Annotated in this window: 24 protein-coding genes; 4 read left to right on the top strand and 20 right to left on the bottom strand. The window is 42.5% G+C overall.

From position 1 onward, the window contains the following. Positions 1–31: 31 nt before the first annotated feature. The 4 genes from ACQ96U_RS08590 to ACQ96U_RS08575 all read right to left on the bottom strand — a co-directional run bounded on the left by ACQ96U_RS08590 (position 32) and on the right by ACQ96U_RS08575 (position 3,699). A complete protein-coding gene (locus ACQ96U_RS08590) occupies positions 32–649 on the bottom strand; it encodes a YecA family protein (RefSeq protein WP_431720832.1) in 618 nt (205 codons plus the stop codon). 76 nt (positions 650–725) lie between these two features. Next, positions 726–2,264 (bottom strand): cryptochrome/photolyase family protein, encoded by a 1,539-nt coding sequence (locus ACQ96U_RS08585; RefSeq protein ID WP_431720831.1) that lies wholly within the window; start codon positions 2,262–2,264, stop codon positions 726–728. Further along, positions 2,257–2,760: a SprT-like domain-containing protein gene (locus tag ACQ96U_RS08580; protein WP_431720830.1), complete on the bottom strand. Its 504-nt coding sequence runs from the start codon at positions 2,758–2,760 to the stop codon at positions 2,257–2,259. The genes ACQ96U_RS08585 and ACQ96U_RS08580 overlap by 8 nt, the downstream gene beginning before the upstream one ends. 330 nt (positions 2,761–3,090) lie before the next feature. Continuing rightward, the gene (locus tag ACQ96U_RS08575) at positions 3,091–3,699 is read right to left on the bottom strand and encodes a Yip1 family protein (protein WP_431720829.1); all 609 of its coding nucleotides are present in this window, start codon (positions 3,697–3,699) and stop codon (positions 3,091–3,093) included. Between the two features lie 370 nt (positions 3,700–4,069). On the opposite strand from ACQ96U_RS08575, the gene ACQ96U_RS08570 reads away from it, so the two are divergent. Continuing rightward, entirely contained in the window at positions 4,070–4,885 is an 816-nt protein-coding gene (locus tag ACQ96U_RS08570; protein ID WP_431720828.1) for a DUF547 domain-containing protein, read from the top strand. A 71-nt stretch (positions 4,886–4,956) separates the two neighbouring features. Here ACQ96U_RS08570 and ttcA read toward each other — a convergent pair whose 3' ends face one another. Next, entirely contained in the window at positions 4,957–5,871 is a 915-nt protein-coding gene (gene ttcA, locus ACQ96U_RS08565) for a tRNA 2-thiocytidine(32) synthetase TtcA (RefSeq protein WP_431720827.1), read from the bottom strand. A gap of 152 nt (positions 5,872–6,023) precedes the next feature. On the opposite strand from ttcA, the gene ACQ96U_RS08560 reads away from it, so the two are divergent. After that, entirely contained in the window at positions 6,024–6,359 is a 336-nt protein-coding gene (locus ACQ96U_RS08560; RefSeq protein ID WP_431720826.1) for a TraR/DksA family transcriptional regulator, read from the top strand. A gap of 189 nt (positions 6,360–6,548) precedes the next feature. On the opposite strand, the gene ACQ96U_RS08555 is transcribed toward ACQ96U_RS08560, so the two are convergent. The 14 genes from ACQ96U_RS08555 to ccoN all read right to left on the bottom strand — a co-directional run bounded on the left by ACQ96U_RS08555 (position 6,549) and on the right by ccoN (position 20,538). Beyond that, complete coding sequence (locus ACQ96U_RS08555) at positions 6,549–7,712, bottom strand: glycerate kinase (protein ID WP_431720825.1); 1,164 nt, start codon at positions 7,710–7,712, stop codon at positions 6,549–6,551. Positions 7,713–7,749: 37 nt separating this feature from the next. Then, a complete protein-coding gene (locus tag ACQ96U_RS08550) occupies positions 7,750–8,244 on the bottom strand; it encodes a hypothetical protein (protein ID WP_431720824.1) in 495 nt (164 codons plus the stop codon). 451 nt (positions 8,245–8,695) lie between these two features. Continuing rightward, positions 8,696–9,229, bottom strand: a complete 534-nt coding sequence (locus tag ACQ96U_RS08545; protein WP_431720823.1) for an adenine phosphoribosyltransferase — start codon at positions 9,227–9,229, stop codon at positions 8,696–8,698. Positions 9,230–9,249: 20 nt separating this feature from the next. After that, positions 9,250–10,011, bottom strand: coding sequence for a fumarate/nitrate reduction transcriptional regulator Fnr (fnr, locus tag ACQ96U_RS08540; protein WP_431720822.1), 762 nt, complete (start codon positions 10,009–10,011; stop codon positions 9,250–9,252). Between the two features lie 115 nt (positions 10,012–10,126). Then, entirely contained in the window at positions 10,127–11,509 is a 1,383-nt protein-coding gene (gene hemN, locus ACQ96U_RS08535) for an oxygen-independent coproporphyrinogen III oxidase (protein WP_431720821.1), read from the bottom strand. 110 nt (positions 11,510–11,619) lie between these two features. Further along, a complete protein-coding gene (locus ACQ96U_RS08530; protein ID WP_431720820.1) occupies positions 11,620–12,348 on the bottom strand; it encodes a sulfite exporter TauE/SafE family protein in 729 nt (242 codons plus the stop codon). Beyond that, complete coding sequence (ccoS, locus tag ACQ96U_RS08525; protein ID WP_431720819.1) at positions 12,341–12,538, bottom strand: cbb3-type cytochrome oxidase assembly protein CcoS; 198 nt, start codon at positions 12,536–12,538, stop codon at positions 12,341–12,343. Before ccoS ends, ACQ96U_RS08530 begins: the two co-directional genes overlap by 8 nt. Positions 12,539–12,557: 19 nt before the next feature. Then, complete coding sequence (locus ACQ96U_RS08520) at positions 12,558–15,098, bottom strand: heavy metal translocating P-type ATPase (protein WP_431720818.1); 2,541 nt, start codon at positions 15,096–15,098, stop codon at positions 12,558–12,560. Between the two features lie 27 nt (positions 15,099–15,125). Further along, positions 15,126–15,686, bottom strand: coding sequence for a FixH family protein (locus ACQ96U_RS08515; protein ID WP_431720817.1), 561 nt, complete (start codon positions 15,684–15,686; stop codon positions 15,126–15,128). An 11-nt stretch (positions 15,687–15,697) separates the two neighbouring features. Next, positions 15,698–17,107, bottom strand: a complete 1,410-nt coding sequence (gene ccoG, locus ACQ96U_RS08510) for a cytochrome c oxidase accessory protein CcoG (protein WP_431720816.1) — start codon at positions 17,105–17,107, stop codon at positions 15,698–15,700. Between the two features lie 113 nt (positions 17,108–17,220). Then, complete coding sequence (gene ccoP, locus ACQ96U_RS08505) at positions 17,221–18,210, bottom strand: cytochrome-c oxidase, cbb3-type subunit III (protein WP_431720815.1); 990 nt, start codon at positions 18,208–18,210, stop codon at positions 17,221–17,223. After that, positions 18,203–18,391: a cbb3-type cytochrome oxidase subunit 3 gene (locus ACQ96U_RS08500; RefSeq protein WP_431720814.1), complete on the bottom strand. Its 189-nt coding sequence runs from the start codon at positions 18,389–18,391 to the stop codon at positions 18,203–18,205. Before ACQ96U_RS08500 ends, ccoP begins: the two co-directional genes overlap by 8 nt. Beyond that, positions 18,388–19,095, bottom strand: a complete 708-nt coding sequence (gene ccoO / locus ACQ96U_RS08495) for a cytochrome-c oxidase, cbb3-type subunit II (RefSeq protein ID WP_431720813.1) — start codon at positions 19,093–19,095, stop codon at positions 18,388–18,390. The genes ACQ96U_RS08500 and ccoO overlap by 4 nt, the downstream gene beginning before the upstream one ends. Before the next feature lie 15 nt (positions 19,096–19,110). Then, the gene (gene ccoN / locus ACQ96U_RS08490) at positions 19,111–20,538 is read right to left on the bottom strand and encodes a cytochrome-c oxidase, cbb3-type subunit I (RefSeq protein WP_431720812.1); all 1,428 of its coding nucleotides are present in this window, start codon (positions 20,536–20,538) and stop codon (positions 19,111–19,113) included. A 744-nt stretch (positions 20,539–21,282) separates the two neighbouring features. Between ccoN and ACQ96U_RS08485 the strand changes: the two genes are divergently transcribed. Then, a complete protein-coding gene (locus tag ACQ96U_RS08485; RefSeq protein ID WP_431720811.1) occupies positions 21,283–21,924 on the top strand; it encodes an alpha/beta fold hydrolase in 642 nt (213 codons plus the stop codon). Between the two features lie 32 nt (positions 21,925–21,956). Then, entirely contained in the window at positions 21,957–23,048 is a 1,092-nt protein-coding gene (rlmM, locus tag ACQ96U_RS08480; RefSeq protein ID WP_431720810.1) for a 23S rRNA (cytidine(2498)-2'-O)-methyltransferase RlmM, read from the top strand. An 87-nt stretch (positions 23,049–23,135) separates the two neighbouring features. Here rlmM and ACQ96U_RS08475 read toward each other — a convergent pair whose 3' ends face one another. Next, a complete protein-coding gene (locus tag ACQ96U_RS08475) occupies positions 23,136–23,459 on the bottom strand; it encodes an antibiotic biosynthesis monooxygenase family protein (protein WP_431720809.1) in 324 nt (107 codons plus the stop codon). Positions 23,460–23,619: the final 160 nt, after the last annotated feature.

Genomic DNA, 23,619 nt, shown 5'->3' with positions numbered 1-23,619 from the left:
ACCAGCAGCCAATGATCAGTAGAATAAGTATTTAGTGTTTTTTGGGTTTGTGTTGTTTTGCCGAGTTAGACTTAGCTGAAGGCTTATTAGCTTGGTCTTTTTTATCTTCTGGGCATTTATAAAATAAATAGAGCTCAGTGAGAAGCTCTGGTAATTGTTCGCACATATCGGCAATGAGGTCTTGGTCCTCGGCCATTTCTACAAACTCAGGTGCATCAGTAAACAGTCCTGAAAGTACCATTATAGGTAACAGTAACTCACTGGATTCCTGTTCATCAGCATCAAACCAGGCGCCCTCATCCAAAAATACAGCACTCATAAAGCCAATACACCAAGCCTCTATATCTGAGTCTTCTAAATCTTCATCTTCATCCCACTCGTAAGGGAGCTCCAGTCCTTCACCTAAAAATAAGGCCTGATCAAGCTGGTGTTGTGCTTGCTGGATTGCATTTTTGAGTATTTGGAGATCTTCTGCTGATAAGTCAGGAGTACCATCAAATATACACGCTATGATTTGGTCAATAGTAGGTTGCCGAGGGCTAATAGCCGCTGCCGTTAGCAAGCCATGGGTGGCAATGATATCTAAAATATCTTCATTCGTTGGGTCTGCTTCGAGTATGGAGGAGAGTGTGGACCAAGGTTCATTCATGTAATTTGCCATTTGATTGCTACAAAAATAAATGAATTTTAGCTTGTCCTGAAACGGATGGCGAGGAGGGTTTAAGTCATAAGTTGTCTAATTGTTTAATAAGATAATGAGCGCGTTGTTTGATTGCAGTGATTTCGGCGTCTGACTTACGGTGTAAAGCGTTGAGGACTAACTTCATTCTAGGGTTGTGCTGAAGCTTGTCATAGTGTGTTATCAGAAAGAACCAATACAGCGCATTAAAGGGGCAGCTATCCGTTTCATATTGTGTTTTTACGTTATAGTGGCAGCCTTTACAGTAGTCTGACATCCTATCGATGTATTTGCCACTGGCCGCATAGGGTTTTGAACCCAGTAAACCATCATCAGCATGCATTACCATACCCAGTGTGTTGGGTAATTCCACCCACTCAAAGGCATCTGCATAAACCGCCAAATACCATTCGCAGATTTCACTGGGAGTAATGCCTGCCAGTAAGGCAAAGTTACCCGTGACCATCAAGCGCTGGATATGGTGAGCGTAAGCATGCTCATAGGTACTCTTTAAACACTGATGCATGCATTGCATTTTGGTCTGGGTTGTCCAGTAAAAAGAGGGAAGACATCGTTTATTATTGAATGCATTTTCTTTTGCATAAGCAGGCATTTTGAGCCAGTAAATACCTCTTACGTATTCCCGCCAACCAATGATTTGTCTGATAAACCCTTCGACAGCATTCAGTGGAGCCTTGCCTTGTCGGTAGGCTTGCTCGACCATTTTGCATGTTGTTATTGGATCCAGTAGGCCAATATTCAAATAGATGGAGATAATAGAGTGAAATAAAAAATCATGCTGGTGACTCATTGCATCTTGAAAATCACCAAAATAAGCCAGTTTGTGCTCAATAAAGTGTGTTAACGCTGCAGTAGCTTGCTCTGCAGTGACTGCAAACCAGAAAGGTTTAAGTTGGCCAAAATGGTTGGGAAAGTAATGAGTAACGTCATTCAGGACATTTTGAGTGATTTTATCAGGTTTACACTGATAAGTCGGTGGAACTGGAGGATCATTGCGATAAGACTTTCGGTTTTTCTTATCAAAATTCCATTGTTCCCCTATAGGATTGTTATTCTCCATTAACAAACCAGTTTTTTGGCGAATGTAACGGTAAAAATACTCCATTCGTAATTGTTTTCGCCCAGCAGCCCACTTTTTAAACTCAGTAATACTGCATACAAAACGGTCATCTTCAAGGATATGTACAGGTACGGCTAAGGATTTGGACCATGTTTGCATTACATGGTGTAAACGCCATTCACCACATTGGGTTACGAGAAGCTGTTGTGGTGAGTATTGATTTACGGCGTCTTTTAATACATCGAGAAGGGAGTGATAGGGACTGTCGGGGTGGTACTGATGGTAGTGAACAGGCCATTTTTGTTTTTTAAGTTGTTGAGCAAAGTGGCGCATTGCTGAAAAAATTAAAGCTATTTTTTTTTGGTGATGAAGTACATAGTGAGTTTCTTCCCAGACCTCAGCCATGACAATTTGATCTAACTGAGGATCAAAGTTCATTAGACTACTAATACTTGGATTGAGCTGGTCCCCTAGGATTAGAATTAAGCTACGCGTTTTAGCCATGGTGTTCTGATTGAAGTTTATGCTGAAACTGCAGTGTAGCTCGACATTTTTGACAAAGGTATGTTGTGCCACGTAAGGTGCGTTTATGGCGTATGGCACTTAAAAAATGTTGATGCTTGCAAGCACAGGCGTAAACATAGGGATATCGGCCTGTTGCAGAAATATCATATCGATGGCAGCGGTTAGCGGTTACTCCAAAAACAGTTTCCATGACAAATCGCCACTCTCGGCCATGGGGTTTAATGGTATGCCCATAGACTTTTGGCGCTACTAAGTGAGCAACCTCGTGAGCAACGGTATGTTTGAGAAAGTGCTCTGTGTGTTGTTTGAGTAGCGCGGGATTAAAACGTAGCTGATTAGTGTGCCAATTGGCTTGCCCTGCAACACTTCCACGCAAATCTAAAATAAATTCAGGAAAAGTAAAGTAACACTGATAATGTGCTTCTGCTTGTTTCAATAATAAGTTAATTCGCTGGGCTAGGGCTTGGTAGGGCATAGAGTTAAAAACAATATAATGTTATTACCTCGCGAATCATTTTTAAGTTTCGTTATCATTGTTCTTCACTCTAATCACCCATTATTTGTGGAATCATGGGGTGTATCAGTCGATGGCCTCAACTTAAAAACTTTCGCATTGGATATATTTAAGACATTTTAATAAAGCATTACATGTATAAATATCACTATATCGTTTTTTACGTACCCTAGCCAACGGATTCTTAAGGGTTCCCGTTATCTGCAAATATATCCTTTGCTAGCATTTTAGTAGATAACGGGTAACGCAAATTTGCTTAGAAGCTTATTTTTTTGGAAAAGGACACTGGTTTTATAACATGAGACTTGCTCCTGGCCCAAGACCTGTTGCTAACAGTAAAACCGCAATAACAAGGAGTGATACAAAAGCGACTAGACCTACACAGAGAACTGAGCTGGCAAAGAAAAAACCCTGCTCTTTAGGGATATTCATCACAATGGGTAGGCCAGCATAGAGTAAATAGGTAGTGTAGGCTGCTGCAGTAATACCTGCAATCAGATATACCCAAATAGCTGGATATAAGCCAGTAACACCTAATACAAATAAAGGGGTTGCTGTATAGGCAGAAAAAACCACACACTGGGCAAGTGATGTTGCGGCACTATAGGTTTGTGATAGCCAATGAATAAGAAGCCCAACGACAAAGACTCCACCAAGTAAGGCAAAGTAGCCCATGATGGCTATCATAGCGGCATTGTTTGCACTTAGCTTAATGACTTTATCCTGATTGAAATACCAGCCAATTTGAGTAGTACCTATGTAGTTACAGAGGATAGGTATTGCAGCAAGTAAAATGATATACGTAAGGTAGATACGAGGAATCGATGTCGACTCTTGTCGTATTTTTAGCCATTCTTGTTGTGGGTGAATAATTAATCCAAAGACATGCATTATTCTCATAAGGTTCCTCCTTGAACACATTGCTTAAGCAGGTAATGCGTGATGCTTTTCCTTGATGTATCGACATCGCACCGTTTTTAGCCTGTTAGCAACTGTTATTATTATTTCCTTATTTTTATTGTGGTTTTTTGAGCGTATAAAGTATAAGGAGAAACAATTGAAGGTTATATGATAATTTCAAAAATAAAATAACGTATGAATTGTGTTTTTAGTCTCTATCGCTGACGCGAATGTTTCTTATTTTTACTCAGTAATTGTCATACTGGATATGAAGGAGAATACTATTTAGCTCATGCCCGTTATAGTGGACGAGAGTTAAAAACACCTTATTCAAAGGACTGTAAATTGGGTAATGAGAGTTAACAACATTATGTCTGTAATACGTTTATTGATAACGCTGTTAAGTTTTTGGGTAATACCTGCTGTGTATGCTGCTCCTAAAGCTACGTATTGGGCATTTTGGGATAAAGCCACTCAAAGTAGCCATCAAATTGATCACCAATTGTGGCAGAGGTTTCTTGATCAGTATCTTGTACTTGATAAGCAAAAGAATATTTACTTGGTGAATTATCACGCAGTATCTAACAAGGGAGACTTATTGCTTTCTGATTATATTAATCAGCTAAAGGCGATAGATCCGCGCCAATATAGCCGTCAAGAACAGTTTGCCTATTGGGTTAATTTGTATAATGCGCTGACAGTGCAGTTAGTATTGAAACATTACCCCGTTTCTTCAATAACAAAGCTTGGTGAAGGACTGTTTAGTTTCGGCCCCTGGGATGACCCTATTGTCACTATTGCTAATCAGTCACTTACACTAAATGATATCGAGCACCGAATTATAAGGCCAATTTGGCAAGACCCACGCATACACTATGTGGTTAATTGCGCCAGTATCGGTTGTCCTGATTTACAGCCTAAAGCACTTACAGCACAGCTTGCAGAACAGCAATTAGAAGGTGCAGCGAAACGTTTTATCAATCAGCGTAAGGGGGTTAGCTGGCAACAAGGTGAATTACTTTTATCAAAGATTTATGACTGGTATAGCGATGATTTTGGAAAGAGTGAAGCAAAGATTATCGTTCACTTACAACGTTATGCAGAAAAAAACCTAGCGGATAAATTAAGGCAGTATCAGGGTGATATTAACTATCAGTATGACTGGCAGCTTAATGCAGTACATTAAGCTGCGATACTTATAAAATAGCTAGCCATATTCAGTCATGGCGAATAGAGTACCTTTTGGTGACTCATGCTTTAGCCAGGATGAATGAGTTTAACTGCTTCTACAGACGTATCATTGTCTGTTTTGCTTTGGTGAAAGGGGTTAACCTGTGGTGGATCAAACGCCTGATCACCATCTTCTCGTGGTGTGCCATCAGCGGTAATGTGCTTAAAGGGATATAAATTAGTGTCTGCTAAATGTGAGGGTACTGCATTCTGTAAAGCGCTGAACATGCTTTCAATACGACCAGGGAACTGTTTGTCCCATTGCCTTAACATCGCTTTAATATTTTTACGTTGAAGGTTTTCCTGTGAACCACAAAGGTTGCAGGGGATTATTGGAAAGTCCATCGCAGATGCGTATTTTTCAATATCTTTTTCTCGACAGTAAGCTAATGGGCGAATAACCATATGCTGTCCATCATCACTTACTAACTTAGGAGGCATGCCTTTTAACTTTCCTCCATAAAACATATTTAACAGCATGGTTTCTAGAATATCATCACGGTGATGTCCTAATGCTATTTTGGTTGCACCGACTTCTTTTGCTGTTCGGTATAAAATACCACGACGTAAACGAGAACAAAGTGCACAGGTTGTTTTTCCTTCGGGCACTTTTTCTTTGACAATGCTGTAAGTGTCTTCTTCCACAATTTGAAAGTTTATTCCTAAACTAGCTAGGTAATCGGGTAGAACATGCTCAGGAAAACCTGGCTGCTTTTGGTCCAGGTTGACGGCAATGACTTCAAAGCTAACAGGTGCATATTTTTTCAGGTTTAGTAAGATATCAAGCATGGTATAACTGTCTTTACCCCCAGACAGGCAACACATAATTACGTCACCATCTTCAATCATATTGAAATCAGCGATAGCACGCCCGACCTCGCGCCGGATACGCTTTTGTAGTTTATTAAGATTGACTTGCTGATGGGGGTGAAGGTGTGTCATGGTGTTTACATTACTTCCAAGCTAACAAATAGCTGTGCATTATACCGAAACCCTTATGAGCTGATAAGTAGCCCTACAGGCTTTACGTGGTAGATGGTTATTACTTCTTTTTCAGTTGTTAGGGTAAGTAAATGACTTTAAGGAGAAAGTCAATGGATTATCATTCAGTAAAACAGCGCTTAAAAACAAGAGAAAAAGAATTGGTGCAGCGTATTGAGCGTATCAAGCAAAATATGCAAAAAAGTGCCAACAAGGACTGGTCTGAGCAGGCGCAAGAGCGAGAAAATGATGAGGTTATGGAAGCGCTGGGCCATGAGGCTGTTCAGGAGCTTCGCCAGGTAAAGCAGGCCATTCAGCGAATAGAAGAGGATGAATATGGTATATGTGAGCGCTGTGGTCAAACGATTCCTGAGGCTCGGTTAGAAGTTATGCCTTATACTGCACGCTGCATTCGCTGTGCTGATCAAAAGCAAGCACTTTCTCGTTAGCGCAAAAAATGACCCTTCAAATTTGTTTATAGCACGTTAATAGCAAGTCTTTTAGTGCTTCTATACCCTTCATAAATTGTTGTCAGCGCTTGACTACTATGGAAGGTGAGCAGGCAGTTTATGCAGGAACAATTATCATGTGTAAGGCTGTATCTAGTGAGCTGTTGCTATGATCAAGTAGTTTTGACCTTACACTTTTTCGACATGATAAGCTTTAACGAGGCGAAAAATTTCGCGCATGGTTTGGTGTAGAAGCTCATCAGCATGGGCTATTGCATGCTCAAGGGACATGGGTTGGTTGATGATACTAAAAATGCTAGTGATACCTTGTTCGTGAGTAAGTTCTGCACCTTTACCAATACTACCTACTAAAGCGATAACGGGTAAGTCGTACTGGCTGGCAAGTTTTGCGATTCCTACAGGAAGCTTGCCTTGAGAGGTTTGTTGATTAACCTGCCCTTCAGCGGTAATGACAAGGTCCAGGTGACCTTGTTTAAATAAATCAGTTAAGTTGAGATGTTCTGCGATAACTTCAAAACCAGAGTGAATAGAGGTATTGGGCAAACTTGTAAGTAGCCCAGCTCCCATACCTCCTGCGGCTCCAGCTCCAGACTGTTGTATGATTTCAAGTGCAGGTATATCAAAGTGTTTGGCGAGTAACTGGGTAAGGTTTTCAACCGCTTTATCCAGTGTGGGGATCATTTCGGGGGTAGCACCTTTTTGAGGTCCAAATACGCTAGCGGCACCATGATCTCCCAGTAGGGGATTTGTTACATCACTGGCAATGATAAATTCTGTATTTGCAACTCTGGGGTCTACGTTGCTGCTATTAATAGAAACTAATTTCAGCAGACCTTCAGCACCTGGAGGGATAGGCTGCTGTTGATCATCCAGAAACCGAAATCCTAACGCGTTTAAAGCACCCGCGCCTCCATCGTGAGTGGCACTGCCACCTAGCCCCAGTATTATTTTATTACATTGTCTATCAAAGGCATTAAGTATTAACTCACCAACACCTTTGGTGGTGGTAGAGAGTGGATTTTGCTGATCAGCTGTAAGCAAAGGTAAACCAGCACAACTGGCCATCTCAATAATGGCTGTTTTATTATCAGCCAGAATGCCATAAAAGGCTTCGACTGGTTGATTTAATGGGCCAGTAACCGTCAGATTAATTTTTTCTCCGCCTGCATTATGTAAAAACGCATCAACTGTTCCTTCTCCACCATCGGCAAGGGGAAAAGATGTAATTTGAGTATTAGGCGCTATTGAGTGAATTGCGGAGGTACATGTTTGACATATTTCTAAGGCTGTCAGCGATCCCTTAAATGAGTCCGGTGCAATTAAAATATGCATGGCTCGGTCCCTGTCATTGCAGTGAATATCTAAACAACTAGGCTGCTTCACTGTTATTTAAAATTAAAGTTTGATAGTGCCGTATAAATGATTCTAGATGTGCTTGGGGTCTTACATGGTAAAAACGTCGCCAACATTTGGCTAGCATATAAATATTACTGGGTTCAGACTCAATGAAGTTTTGATTACGTTTATAAATTAACCAAGCTATTGCTGTTGCATAGGATAAATTAGTAGCAAGTTCAGCATGTGGGTTCGCAAGAAACTCATGTTGACTGGCTAATCCGCGAATTTTACTCGCTAAATCAGAGTGTTTAACTAAGTAACGGTCCCATATATTTTTATGCATCATGGGTGTAATGCAGTAGATGCCTAATGAGCGCTGCTTCCGACGCTTCAAGTAAAAGCCTAATCCACTTTCTTGAGCTGCAGTCCCCAGTAGAAGGTTTTCTGCAAAAGGGGACCACATATCTATGTAGTCTAATGTGGGTTTAATTACATAGTGGCGAAGTTCATCTGGACAGATTCCCATGGTCTCACTCTCTTATCGCAGCCCTAAAATCTATATAGGAAGCCATGCATAATATTGACCAATCTACAGGTAGGGCTGTTTATGGAAAGTAATCACTTGTTTTTATAATTACCTTTCCCATTAACCTAGCCTATTTTTTACAAAAGTCACTGTAACTTGTTGAGTTAGTGTATTTAGTCCATGTAAAAAGCATAAATAGCCGTAGTTATTAATAATACAAATCGACTTAGGCTATTTTTTTTATGGCTCTTTTGAATGATGGTGTCAATTATTCAAACATGTATGTTGTTTTAAAGACAAAAGTATGACGGGGAAATGAAGATTTGTAAGGAGTAACGTTAAACTTGTTTTGAGTGATGGCATTTTAGCTATTTAATGCAGAAAAACAGCCTTCTGCCAGGTTGTTAACCTGGCAGAATGAACTATTGGTTGAAAGCTGTATTGATAAAGTCTAGAACGCGCAGAGGGTAAACGTTGGAATATTGGCATCTTGTAGCTTTGTGCTACCACCTAAGTCTGGTAAATCAATAATAGCGGCTGCTTCATATATGTGGGCACCTAACCGCCTTATCAGTGTAGCTGCAGCAAGTAGAGTTCCACCCGTTGCAATCAAATCATCAATGAGCAGGACGGAGTCATTTTCATTTAGCACTCCACGTTGTACCTCGATGGTGGCTTGCCCATATTCTAAGTCGTAGGTTTCTGTTTCTGTTTCGGCAGGGAGCTTGCCTTGCTTGCGAAGTAAAACTAACGGCTTGTTTAGCGCGTAGGCAATAACAGCACCAGGTAAAAAACCACGAGCATCAAGTGCTGCAATATGGGTAACTTCAGTGTCTACGTAGCGTTGGATCAGACTATCTATAACCATTCTGTGTGCTTTGGGGGATTGGAAGATGGGAGTAACATCCCGAAAGACAACACCAGGCGCTGGCCAATCATTAACACTGCGTATTAATGACTTAATATAATATTCGTCAAAAATCATAGAAAGCGGATTACTTATTGTTAGGTGTCAGTGCTGCCATTTTTCTTAACTTCAACAGGTTTACCCCCTGCTAAAGAACACAAGTTTATGGGGTCAACAACTTTGACTTCTTTACCATTAGCGACGATTAAGCCATTTTTTTGGAAACGGGTGAAAACACGGCTGACAGTTTCAACGGCAAGTCCCAAATAATTTCCCATTTCATTACGAGACATAGGAAGTCGGAAAGACTGCGATGAGTATCCGCGGCGTCTAAAGCGTGTTGCCAGGTTGACAAGGAAAGTAGCAATACGCTCATCAGCATTTTTCTTGCTTAATAAAAGCATCATTTGCTGATCCTCACGAATCTCTTTGCTCATGATCCGCATTAGTTGACGACGCAGTTCAGGCAAAGATTCTGCAAGTTCATCTAGGCGGTCAAAAGGAATTTCACAAACCGTTGTTGTTTCAATAGCTTGAGCGGAAACAGGGTAGGCATCGCTGTCGACACCACTCATTCCTACTAACTCACTAGGTAAGTGAAAACCAGTAATTTGTTCATCACCATCATTGGTTGAGGTGTAGGTTTTTAGTGCTCCAGAGCGGACAGCGTAAATGGAGGCAAATTTATCTCCTTCAAGAAACAGGTGCTCCCCCTTTCGCAAGGGTCGTCCCCGCTTAATAATTTTATCAAGTAAATCAATGTCTTCAGTATTTAAAGCGATAGGCAGGCAAAGAGGTTGCAATGCACACTCTTTACAGGCCACTTGATTGAACTGTTTTACAGTAGGTTTCGACGTCATGCTGTGAGGGCCTCTAATCAACTTCCGTCGTCATATATGTTTAATGCTAGTATCTGATTAGAGGCTATTGTAGGGGAAACTACTAAAAACTCCAACGGGAATTACTAAGATGGAGTCATATTACTTTTGAAAAGCGCGTTGCTTCATTATTTGCAGCCAAGTATTGGTCAAATACCATACATATATTACGAATCAGTAGTTGACCTTTAGGTTGTACCAGTAGGCTGTCCTTATTAATGATAAGCAAGCCATCATCTGCCATTGACTGTAATGCTTCTAACTCATAAGCAAAATGGTTATTAAAATCAATTTCAAACTGTTGCTCTATTTGATGAATGTTTAACTCAAAGTGGCAAATCAGTTGACTGATAACCTCTCTACGAAGAAGATCTTCTATCGATAAAACAAAACCACGTTGAAATGGGAAGACATTTTGACTTACTTGCTGACTGTATTCATTCAATTTTGACAGGTTTTGCCAGTAGGTATTACCAATCTGGCTAATAGCAGAGCAACCAAAACCCAGCAGGTCGCACTCTTTATGGGTGGTATAACCTTGAAAGTTACGGTGGAGCTGCCCTGTGACTTTTGCTTCTGTCAATTCATCTTCTGGTAGTGCAAAGTGATCCATCCCAATATACACATAACCTGCATCAATAAGGTGCTCAATAGTGTGCTTAAGAATGGAAAGTTTTTCAGCGGGTGATGGGAGGTCCTTTTCATTGATACGACGTTGAGGTTTAAACCGATCAGGGAGGTGTGCATAATTGAAGATTGATAGACGGTTTGGTGCCAGCTCAAGGACTTTATCCAGGCTAGTCAAAAAGCTTTGAGTGTTTTGATGAGGCAACCCATAAATCAAATCAACATTGATGGATTTGAAGCTTAGGGTTCGTGCAGCATCAATGACCGCTAATGTTTCTTCTTCAGTTTGAACACGGTTTACAGCCTGTTGTACGATGGGATTAAAATCTTGAATCCCCAGGCTGATACGATTGAAGCCTAACTGGCGCAAATGGCCCATTGTTGCCCAGTCAGCTTCTCTTGGATCTATTTCTATTGAGTAATCAGCACTCGCATCATCTACAAGTTGGAAATAATCGTTAGTTTTCTCCATTAACTGTTGCATTAATTCCAAGCTTAAATAAGTGGGTGTCCCACCGCCCCAATGTAGTTGTGTTACCTCTCGTTGACCAAAATATTCTGCATGAAAATGCATCTCACGGATAAGGTTTTTAATATAGCTCACCGCTTGGTTACGTTGCTTCGTAATAACCTTATTGCAAGCGCAGTAGTAGCAAATGTTAGAGCAAAATGGAATGTGAAAATAAAGTGAAAGAGGCGTATTTAACTGCTTACTTTGTTTAGCTGCATTTAAATAGGCTACTTCGGAAAATGGTGCAGTAAATTCAACGGCTGTTGGGTACGACGTGTACCTTGGACCGTTTACTGCGTAGCGGTGAATCAATTGACTGTCCCACTCAAGCGCTTGCACCATAATTAAAGTTGCCTCTCCTAATCATATTCAGGAGACCAGTTTATGTACGTTTGGTGTGGTTTGTCTTGATGTGCATCAAGCGCAATTTAGCTAGACACACGTTATAACGACTAATGCGACATATGATGTGTAACTGGGGTGTTAGTATTGGGTAATAATGATTGAGTCATTGACATGAGCCAAGCCTGATGAGGACCTGGTATGGTCCAACAGCCAAAAAGAATGACAGAAATTCCGAGTAGCTGGCGAATACCACGATTATTTAGCAGGCGATGTAATTGCTGGGCAAATAAACCTGAAGCAATCATAATGGGTAATGTTCCCAGCCCAAAGGTCGCCATTAAGGTCGCAGCTTTCCAAGTATTCCCTGTAGCTGCAGCCCAGGTAAGTGAGCTGTAAACTAATCCGCACGGTAACCATCCCCATAGTCCACCAAGAATAAGCGCATGTTTGAATGATTTAATAGGCATGAATTTTTGGGTTAACGGCCTAACATAGTGCCAAAGATGTCCACCTGCCTTTTCCAAGTAGGTCAATCCACGCCACCAATTGGCTAGGTATAGCCCCATCGCAATTAACAGTAGGCCTGCTAATGTTCTTAAGCCTGCTCCTAGTCCCAGTGACTGGATAGCCCAGCCAAATGAACCCAGTAATAAACCTGCAAGGGTATAACTAATAATTCGCCCTAGGTTAAAAAGCACAAGATAAAAGCTTGATAAACTTCCTGAAGGTGTCGAAAGGGTAAGTGCTCCCATGAGGCCGCCACACATGCCAAGGCAGTGTCCTGCCCCTAATAACCCCAACAGAAAGGCCGTGCCATAACTACTAAAATCAATCATTTGCTTTGTTTTCTGATGGCTGCGTAGAAGGTGTTGGTTGTTTTGATGAAGGCTCTTGATCAAAGAGAATACTGTGGCTTGGGCTTTCCAGATCATCATACTGCCCATTATCAACAGCCCAGAAGAATGCCCAAACGGCAACTGCAACAAAAACAAGGGCGAGTGGAATCAGTAAGTAGATAATGTCCATGAATACATAGTTTCTCTTGTCAGAGCACAGTCTCCAGAGATGTTATTTGAGAAGACTGAGTATGAAGGTCTTGTGTGGGTCGACAGCTGGCTTTGCTACGGCTTAAACGTAAAGCATTTGCAACGACAAGTAATGAGCTACTTGCCATGCCAATCGCGGCCATCCAGGGTTGAATAATACCACAAGCGGCTAAAGGTAGAGCGACAAGATTATAACTTAGAGCCCAGATTAAGTTGGTGCGAATGGTATTACGGGTTTGCTTAGCAATATCGAATACAGTAAGGAGGCTACTTAACTGGTTATTTAATAGAACAATATCTGCGGTATGTTTAGCTAAATCACTGCCACAGCCAAGTGATACGGATACATTAGCCGCAGCAAGAATAGGCACATCATTGATGCCATCCCCAACCATTAAGACATTTTTACCTTGTTGTTGCAGTGTTTTTAACTGCACAAGCTTATCTTCTGGCGTCATATTGGCTTGCCAGGATGAAATTGATAGCGACTCAGCAATGCGCTTGACGACATTAGGTTGGTCACCACTCAACAAACTAAGCTGCATATTTTGCTGTTGTAAGCCATGGATCGTGTGTGTGCTATCTTGCCTTAACGTATCAGCAAGTTTGATCCAGCCTAACACTTCTTGTTCATTGGCAAAGAGTAGCCATTGCCCTTCAGACTCCGGGGGATCAAGTAAGGGAATGTTTAACCATGTACAAATAAATGCAGGCTTACCCACTCGATATCGTTGCTCTTTTTTTAATGCTTCAAGTTTTAATGTTTCAAGGTTGTTTTTATCCGCGTTAACTGCCTGATAAGTGATATTGCCTTCAATACCATAACCTGGGTGATTAGTAACATTTTTTGCTATTAGAGGTGTTGCTCGTTCTGTAAATGTTTTGGCTATAGGATGTTCAGAATGGGCTTCAAGTGCTGCCACAAGGTCTAGAATTGCCTCTGGAGATAGCGTGGTATTTGTGGGTATCACTTGCTCCAGAGTGAGCTTTCCTTCCGTAAGTGTTCCTGTTTTATCAAAAATAATGTGGTTTATTTGAGTGAGTGATTCCAATACATGGCTGCCAGTAATAAGGAGACCTTGTTGATAGAGTCTTCCTGTGGCTGCTGTAAGTGTAGCTGGGGTGGCGAGTGAAAGTGCACAAGGGCAGGTGACAACCAACACAGCCAAGGTAATCCAAAAGGCATCGGTAGGGTTATGTTGAGACCAGTAGCTGTAAACCACTGCCGCTATTAGTATCACTGCAGTGACAAAATAACTGGCCACGCGATCAGCTAACTGGGCAATGAGGGGTTTTTCTTGCTGCGCCTGTTCCAGTAAAGAAACGATATGCGCTAAGCGTGTTGTTTGTCCTGTAGCGGTTACTTGGATATCAATAGCATGCTCGACATTGATTGTTCCTGCTAAAACGGTATCACTGACTTGCTTGGTAACCGGCAAGTATTCACCAGTGAGCATCGCTTCATTGCATGTAGTATGTCCTTGAATAATAACGCCATCAGCAGGTATTGGCTCACCAGGTTTGATACGCAGGGTGTAACCCATTTCAACCTCTATTGCCGCTATTATCTGCTCTTGTCCACTATCAATGCGTGTGGCTTTATCAGGTAGAAGCTTTAAAAGACCAGAACCTTGCTGGGTTGTATGATGCCGTGCCCGCATTTCAAGAAAACGGCTGATTAATAAGAAGAAAGTAAACATACACACAGAGTCAAAATAGACCTCACCCGAACCCGTGAGCATAGCCCAGGTACTGGCTGTATAGGCTGCACCAATAGCGGTAGCTACAGGAAAATCCATACTTAAGTGGCGTGCTTTTACATCTCGCCAAGCGGCTTTAAAAAAAGGTTGTGCCGCATAAAAAACGACAGGTGTTGCTAAGAGGAAGCTGACCCACCGAATAAAATCACGATAACTGTCTTCCATTCCTTGTAATGCACCAGCATACAGTGCAATGGCATACATCATAACCTGCATAGTACCTATCCCTGCAACGGCTAAGCGGCGAATCGATCTTCGGTACTCCTGTTGGGCAAGTTGTTGTTGTTTATCCATGGAGAAAGGGTGTGGCAGATAACCAATATAAGCGATATGCTGCATGATTTCGCTTAATTTAACGTGCTCAGACTGGTATTGAATAAAGGCACGATGTGTTGTGAGGTTAACTGAGGCTTGCTCAACACCCTTGAGTTGACTTAAGTGTTTTTCCAGCAGCCAAATGCAGGCGGCACAAGTGATTCCTTCAATGCTTAAGCTTACAGAGTATTGTCCATTAGGTTGTTGTCTAACGAGTTGAGTTTGAAGGGCTTTTCGGTCATAAACAGTATAATCAGCAGTGGGGGCTTTATCCTGGTCAGGCTTCAGCGCTTGCTGGGTTCGATACTGGTAATAGTGGGCCAGCCCTTCACCTTCAATGGCTTCTGCAACAAATTGACAACCTGGACAGCACATAGGATGAGATGTGCCATTAATAACGGCAAAGCAGGGTGCTTTACCCAAAATAGTTGCACCACAGTGGTAGCATGTTGACTGTGTTGTCATTGGGTTTGCCATACTACACTTGATAACCTATTCGTTTGCAATCTTCATTGTGGCAGATTGTAAAGCGATGGTGACAGAAGATGTATCAATATAACTACCACCAATTAAGCGCCAGCCTTCTCGGTGATTTTGTTCATCCACAGCTTTAGGCGTTTCAAGGTGAATATAACGCTTACCTGTTATTTCGTGAGGAAGAAAACCTTCATACTCGTTATCTAAGTTGAGTTGAACAGGAAGTGTCACATCTTCTTCAGGTAAGGTAGGCGAGATAAGGCTCAGTGTTAAAGCCCGAGGCATATTGGCTTGATCTGGCGACAATGTAATTCTTACCCGCTTTTGAGTATTATCCAAATATACTTTTGCGGTGAGTCCAAGTGCTTGAGCATGACGGTCTCGTTTTAGCTCTTTTTCTATAGCCAAGCCTTCTTTGTAATAGTCATCAACTACCAGTGAGTCGGCATTATGAACTGCAATAGCAATATATGAGCTACCCAGAATGATGGCTAAAAGAGGAATAGCCAATAAAAAGCATAGCCAAAAACGGCCATGCTTTTTATCTTCTGAGGAAATAGAGTGTTGTTGTGCCATGTCATTACTCTTTACTGCGAAGCGGGAGCGAGGAAGCGACTTTCTTGAGTCGTTTTGATTGCTTCATCATCCTTTGCCTGGACTGAAAAAACAAATGTATTATTAGGTTGTTTTATCACATCAGCTTTGACCTTGACGCGAATCGTCAGCTCTTCGACCAAGCCACTTCCAACCTGAATATGCGGTTTGGGGTCGATAATTGGACTGTTTAATCCCTCGATATTTAAAATATACTGATGGGGGTGAGTGTCCATATTAGCGACTTTGACTGTATATAAATTTTCAATAAAACCATCGGGTGTTTTATTGTATAGGCTGCTACGGTCGCGAATGACTTCTAGCCCAACAGGTATACGGTCAGTGATGGTGTAACTAAACAAGCCAATCATGACAAGCAATGCGATTAAGTAGCCCATTAGTCGAGGACGAAACAGCGCTGATTTTTCTCCCGCTAAAGTATTTTGTGTCGTATAACTAATGAGCCCTTTTGGATAACTCATGCGTTCCATTATATTATCACAGGCATCTATACAAGCAGCACAACCAATACACTCATACTGCAGTCCATCACGAATATCAATGCCCGTAGGACAGACTTGTACACACATCTGGCAGTCGATGCAATCACCTAAACCTTTCTGCTGGTAATCTGCACCTTTTTTACGAGGACCTCTTTTTTCTCCACGCTGTGAGTTGTAGGAAACAATCAGCGTATTACTGTCAAACATAACACTTTGGAAGCGAGCGTAAGGGCACATGTAAATACAGACCTGCTCTCGCATCCATCCGGCATTGCCGTAGGTTGCCAGTGTAAAAAAGGCAATCCAAAAGTAGGCCCAGCCACTGGCTTCTCCACTAAAGAAGGCTGGAATCAGTTCGCGAATTGGCGAAAAGTAACCTACAAAAGTAAAGCCAGTAGCGAGTGCGATAAGCACCCACAACATATGTTTGGCTGATTTTTTTAGAAATTTTTGACCAGTAAAAGGGGCTTTATCCAACTTCATTCGTTTATTGCGGTCACCTTCTGTGATTCGCTCAGCCCACATGAATACCCAAGTGAACACACTTTGTGGGCATGCGTAGCCACACCAAACCCGGCCTGCCCAAACAGTAATAAAGAATAAACCGAAGGCACAAATAATAAGCAGCCATGACAAAAGCATAAAATCTTGTGGCCAGAAAGTGATGCCAAGAATATGAAATTTTCGCTCAGGCAGATCAAACAGAATTGCCTGTCGGTCATTCCAGTTGAGCCAAGCTACACCAAAGTAGAGTAGGAATAACAACGTGCCGCCGATGATACGATAATTTCGAAAAACGCCTTTAAATGCTCGCGGGTAGATCTTGTCTTTTTTCTGGTACAGATCAACCACTTCAATCATTTCAGGTGTTTCACGGTCTTTTACACTATCTTGCGACATATCCTTGAGCCTGCTAAGAAACAACGTGAGTGTAGGATGGTTTTGGCCTTGTATGCTAACTGGCCAAGCTGCCTGGTGATAAAAAAACACCAGGCAACTGCAGGGAGGTTTTTTTACTTAGCTTGCGTAGTTTTTGTGGTGCTTTCAGCTTGTTTGGCTTTTTGACCCAAGCTGTAAATGTAAGTTGCTACCAGGTGAACTCGGTTTTCACCAAGTACGTCTTTCCAAGCAGGCATAGCACCATTTCGACCATTACGAATCGTGTACTCAACTTGATGTTGGGCACCACCATAAAGCCAGATGTCATCAGTCAGGTCGGGAGCGCCAATATCATTACTGATGTTGGCATTCAGGTAACTACCCTTACCATCGACTCCGTGACAAGCTGAACATTTGCCAATATAGTTTTCTTTGCCTTTAGCTAGCTGGTCTTCAGTTGCTTTGGTATCAACCCCACTTAATGAACGAACGTAAAGAGAAACGTTGGTGACTTCCTGGTTAGACATAAACTGGCCCCAAGCCGGCATTTGACCTCGGCGACCTTCTAGTAAAGTGGTTTTGATAGCCGTTGCCTCATGACCATACAACCAGTCATTATCACTCAAGTTAGGAAAGCCGAAACGACCTTGTGCTGCAGAGCCGTGGCAAATCGCACAGTTATTGGCAAATACACGTTTACCAATAGTGACAGCCGTTTCATTTTGAGCCAGCTCAGGGATGGGCGTTTTTGTATACTGGTCAAATATAGGGCCATACTGCTCATCAATATGTTTTACTTCATTTTTATACTGCATGGTTGATGACCAGCCATCAGGGTATTGGTCTTTTGCAACCAGCCCCAGAATGCCATTAAATTTTCCTGGCAGTATTCCTGGGAATAGTACCAGGTAGGCTGCTCCAAACACGATAGTGGCAACAAATAAGTAAAACCACCATTGAGGCAAAGGATTGTCATATTCCTCAATGCCATCAAAGCTATGACCCATCGTTTGTTCAGTGAGATTTGGCCGTTGTCTGCGGCGAGTAGCAAATAACAACCAAACAATTAGTCCTAAGCAAGTCAGGGTGAGCACAAAAACCCACCCAGTCCAGAAATTACTCATGATGTTTTAGCTCCTGGTTGGCAGCGTTTGGGCTAGCAAATTCATCCATAAAGGGTAAATTGGCGGCTTCATCAAATTGTTTTTTTCGTTTACTGCTATAAGCCCAAAAGCACACAGCTAAAAAGGCGATCATGGCAAATACTGTTGCCAAGCCGCGTAAGGTATTGATATCTATCATCATTCAGCCACCTCTGGGGTAGGGAGCGCTGAAGCGGGTTTGACCCCACGAATACCTCTTGGTACATATGTACCCAAGACTTGAAGGTAGGCAACCAGCGCATCAAGCTCAGTTTTCCCAGCAACGTTAGCGGCAGCTGAACTGATTTGTTCGTCAGTATAAGGAACGCCCACCTTACGTAATGCTTCCATCTTTATTGCAGTGTGTTTGCCATCCAGCACGTTTTCAGCCAGGAATGGATACGGAGGCATGACAGACTCTGGAACTACATCTCTTGGGTTGATTAGGTGCGCGCGGTGCCATTCATCTGAGTAACGCCCACCTACCCGTGCTAAATCAGGGCCCGTACGCTTAGAACCCCATAAAAATGGATGGTCGTAGACGCTTTCAGCACCTAATGAATAGTGTCCATAACGTTCGGTTTCAGCACGGAATGGACGAATCATTTGTGAGTGACAGCCTACGCAGCCTTCACGAATGTAGATATCACGACCTTCAAGCTGTAATGGGGTGTAAGGGTTTACAGTCAGTTGAACGACTTCCTGCTCATCACCACTCAGGCTTTGCTCATAGGCCATTTTGTTTTCAGTCAAGGCCTTATCAAAGAACAAAGGGACGATCTCAACCAGGCCACCAAAGCTAATGGCAACCACAATCAAAATCACCATCAGGCCAACATTTTTTTCAACAATGTCATGGTTTTTCATTGGTGTACTGCTCCCTTAAGCCATTTGTGCTGCAGCACGAACTTTTTCTGGATCAGACTCACTCACAGTGCGCCATGTGTTATAAGCCATAAAGAACATGCCTGTTAGGAAAAATAGACCGCCGATGGTTCTGACAATGTAGCCAAACTCACTGGCTGCAACAGACTCAACAAAGCTGTACATCAATGTGCCATCCTTATGGACTGCCCGCCACATGAGACCTTGCATAATGCCGTTAACCCACATTGAGGCGATGTACAATACGGTGCCAATGGTGGCTAACCAGAAGTGAACATTTATGAGGTCAGTGCTATACATCTTTTCTTTGCCAAACAGGCGAGGAATAAGGTGGTACACAGCACCAATTGAAATCATCGCAACCCAGCCCAGTGCGCCTGAGTGCACATGTCCAATTGTCCAGTCGGTGTAGTGAGACAATGCATTCACCGTTTTGATGGACATCATGGGGCCTTCGAACGTTGACATACCATAGAAGGAAAGCGATACCACCAGGAAGCGCAGAATGGGATCCGTTTGTAACTTATGCCACGCACCAGATAGCGTCATCATGCCGTTGATCATACCGCCCCAAGAAGGTGCTAACAGAATAAGTGACATGATCATACCCAGGGTTTGTGCCCAGTCGGGTAACGCGGTGTAGTGTAAGTGGTGAGGGCCAGCCCAGATATAGATCGCAATCAATGCCCAGAAATGCACAATAGAAAGACGGTAAGAATAAACAGGACGACCTGCTTGCTTGGGCACAAAGTAATACATCATGCCAAGGAAGCCTGCTGTAAGGAAAAAACCAACCGCGTTGTGACCATACCACCATTGAATCATGGCATCTTGGGCACCGGCATAGGCAGAGTAAGATTTCCACAAGGTCACAGGAATTTCCATATTATTCACAATATGGAGCAAGGCGATCGTGACTATGAATGCACCATAAAACCAGTTAGCAACATAGATATGCTTAGTGCGGCGTTTCATGATGGTGCCAAAAAAGACTATGGCATAACAGACCCAGACCACAGTAATTAAAATGTCGATGGGCCATTCCAGTTCTGCATATTCTTTTGACGTGGTAATTCCCAGGGGTAGTGTGATGGCGGCTGCGACAATAACCAGTTGCCAGCCCCAAAAGGTGAAAGCAGCAAGTGCGTTAGAAATCAAAGGCGCCTGACAGGTACGCTGTACGACATAATAGGAGGTTGCGAACAATGCGCATCCACCAAAAGCGAAGATAACAGCGTTGGTATGTAAGGGGCGCAATCGACCGAAACTTAACCAGGGAATTCCTGCTGACAAGTCTGGGAAAACCAGCTCGGCGGCAATGAATACACCCACGGCCATACCAACGATCCCCCAAATGACCGTCATAATGGCAAACTGGCGGACGACCTTATAGTTGTACTCTGTATGGTTGGTTGCTGTGCTCATGTTACGGTTCCATAAGTTGCGACTTCCGGAATAAATACGGTGAAGTGGTGGTAGGTTGGTGAAGCGAAGGCAATAGGGCGCACAGAAGTCAGCTGCGGGTGTGACTTCAAAGAGAAGTTGGCAATTGTTGACTTACAAAACAGGTACCTGAACAAACATATGCTCAGCGTATGTACCTCTACCAAAGCGCTCATCAGGTATATTATGTTATTTGTTCTTTGCTAATAGTTTAGCCGTTGTTTTTGTATACAGAGGGTCGACTGATAATCTAATGGGCAACAGGTTGTGTACGGTTACCGTTTTATTTCAGTGAGGTGACGCGTACGCTTGTTAGCAAGATTGTTGTTAACTGAGTTAATTCCTGCCATTCAAGAAACGTAAGTCACAATGCGAATAGGTTCGCTAATGGGTCTATAGATTAGACTACGTTCACAATTTTAGTTGTTGCTAATTTGTTTCAAACTTCCCCCGGCGAGGCGCGAGGATACGCGCTGAGTACATTATATGTCAATACGGTGACGTTATTGCGACATTTTTTAGTGAGGTTGACCTGTATTATATTGACTTAAATCAAGACATGACTATTGTGCCATAATTGCCGGCAGATGACAGTTTAACAAGAGAAAATATGTATAAAATATTTACATTAAATGATCTGTTACTGTTGCAGCTGTGTAATAGGCTTTAGTGTCGTATTACTGAAATAAAAATTTAAGACTATTGCTAAACAATCGGACGGACATCATGTTCTCTGAGTTACCTTTATGTTGGACCTATTCTCACCAGGAAAATGCGCCTTACTTTGTTTTCGCTCATGGTGCTGGTGCGCCTATGGATAGCCCTTTTATGTCTTATTTTGCTGAAGCGGTTGCTGGGCTTGGTGTCAATGTCATGCGTTTTGAATTCCCTTATATGGATCAGCGCCGACATTCAGGTAAAAAGCGTCCACCAGACCGGCAGCCAAAGCTGATTGCTTGTTGGGAATATATGGTGCAACAGTTGTCGGTACAGCAAAAGGTTATTATTGGTGGAAAATCAATGGGTGGCAGAATGGCGACGTTGTTAGCAGCCAATCAAACTTTACCACTTAATGTTCAGGGTGTTGTTTGTTTGGGATATCCATTTTATGCTGCAGGAAAGCGTGATAAACCTCGTATTGAGCATTTACAGACACTTAAGTTGCCTACTCGTATTATTCAGGGAACACGTGATTCGTTAGGTAATAAACAGTACGTACAAGACTACAGTTTAAGCGCTGCTGTAAAGATTCATTGGCTCGCTGAAGCTGATCATGATTTAGTCCCTAGTAAACGAAGTGGCTTCTCAAAGGAAGAATATTGGCAACAAGCCGCCAGTTGGGTAGCACACTTTTGTCATGAAATTTAATGTGTTCGTTGAAGCAATAATTGCAAGGTGTTATGAAGTCAAAATTATCTGAACCATTTACCCATCTAGTGTTGTATTGCCGGGCAGGCTTTGAAAAAGAGTGTGCTGCTGAGATTACCGCTGTGACAGCGTCATTAGGTGTGGCTGGTTATGTCCAGGCAAAACCGCAGCAAGGGTTTGTTGTCTTTCACTGCCTGGAAGGAACTGAAAAAGATGCTTGCTGGTTACAAACCAGAATCAGCTTAAGCTCCTTAGTATTTACCCGGCAGTGGTTGGCAGCAGGTCCTTTTTTGGATGACTTACCACCAACGGATCGTTTAACACCTATCCTGGAGGTGGTAGAGGGTTGGCCTCAAGTCGGCCAGTTATGGTTGGAATATCCTGATACCAATGAAGGAAAACAGTTACATCGTTTTTGTAAGAAATTAACTGTGCCACTTCGTAAGGCATTAAAAGCGAAAAAAGTACTCTCTGAGCAGGAAAATACCCAGCTTCCCAGTATGCATTTGTTCTTTTTAAATGGTCAGCAATGTTATGTGGGTATTAATTTGGCGGGGCGTGGGGCTCATTGGCTCAATGGGATTCCTAGACTGAAATTTCCTAGCCAGGCACCCAGCCGTTCTACCTTAAAATTAGCGGAAGCTTGGCACTGTTTACTCTCGAAAGAAGAAGCTGAGCGTCTGTTACAACCTGGGATGAAAGCGGTTGATCTTGGTGCTGCACCTGGTGGTTGGACGTGGCAGTTGGTCAGTCGTCATATCCGGGTGACGGCTGTTGATAATGGTCCAATGGACAAAGCGTTGATGGATTCAGGCCTGGTGGAACATAAGCGCGCTGATGGGTTTACTTATGAGCCTGCTAAACCCGTTGATTGGCTGGTGTGTGATATTGTCGACAAGCCAGCTCGGGTAACAGATATGGTTATCCGCTGGTTAACCCATGAGTGGACGCGTCATGCTGTTTTTAATTTGAAGTTACCTATGAAACAGCGTTATCAAGCTGTTACAGCAGCCCATGACCGATTACATGAGGCATTTCGAGAAGCTGGCTTTAACTATCGTATATTAACTAAACAGCTTTATCATGACCGAGAAGAAGTGACCGTCGTTGTTTTGCGAGATTAATCTTTTACGAGATTAATTAATTCTTCAAGGACAAAATTTACGCTTTTACTTCCTCTTCGGAAGCGCTTTAACACCACATTAATTTCATTAGCGATGTGGTGTTATGGAGGTTAATCCTGAGTGCCGCTCACTGTGTATATAAATATGCACATCTTCTTCAAAACAAAGCATTGGACGTATTTGCCCTACCAGATTCTGACGGGCTTCACTATAAAGCCACTTTTGCCATGATTGAATATCTGTCCAGTGACTAATAAGCAGCCGATGATTGGCGTCATTGATATCAACCAGTGATTCAGCAGAAATAAAACCGGGTGATATAACAACAGACTGCAATGTTTCCTTTAACAGTAATTCGTAGTTGGGCTCAACGCCTTCAGAGAGCTGGCGGCTCACAATTACCTTTATCATTTTTTCCCCATAGAATGTGTCAATCTAACATTGAAAGAGAAGTGCTTGTAAAGCGTTAGTGCTCAATGAAGCGGGTTGGTGTGTTTTCTTTTAGTTATGATATTCGGATTTACTTGAATTAGGCTTACATAGAGCAGTATAGCCAGTACTTTTTAGCAAG

The organism is Zooshikella sp. RANM57 (genome assembly GCF_050749885.1).
Lineage (GTDB): Bacteria > Pseudomonadota > Gammaproteobacteria > Pseudomonadales > Zooshikellaceae > Zooshikella.
The sequence above is the reverse complement of the archived record's forward strand: the minus strand, read 5'-3'. Positions and strand labels throughout refer to the sequence as shown.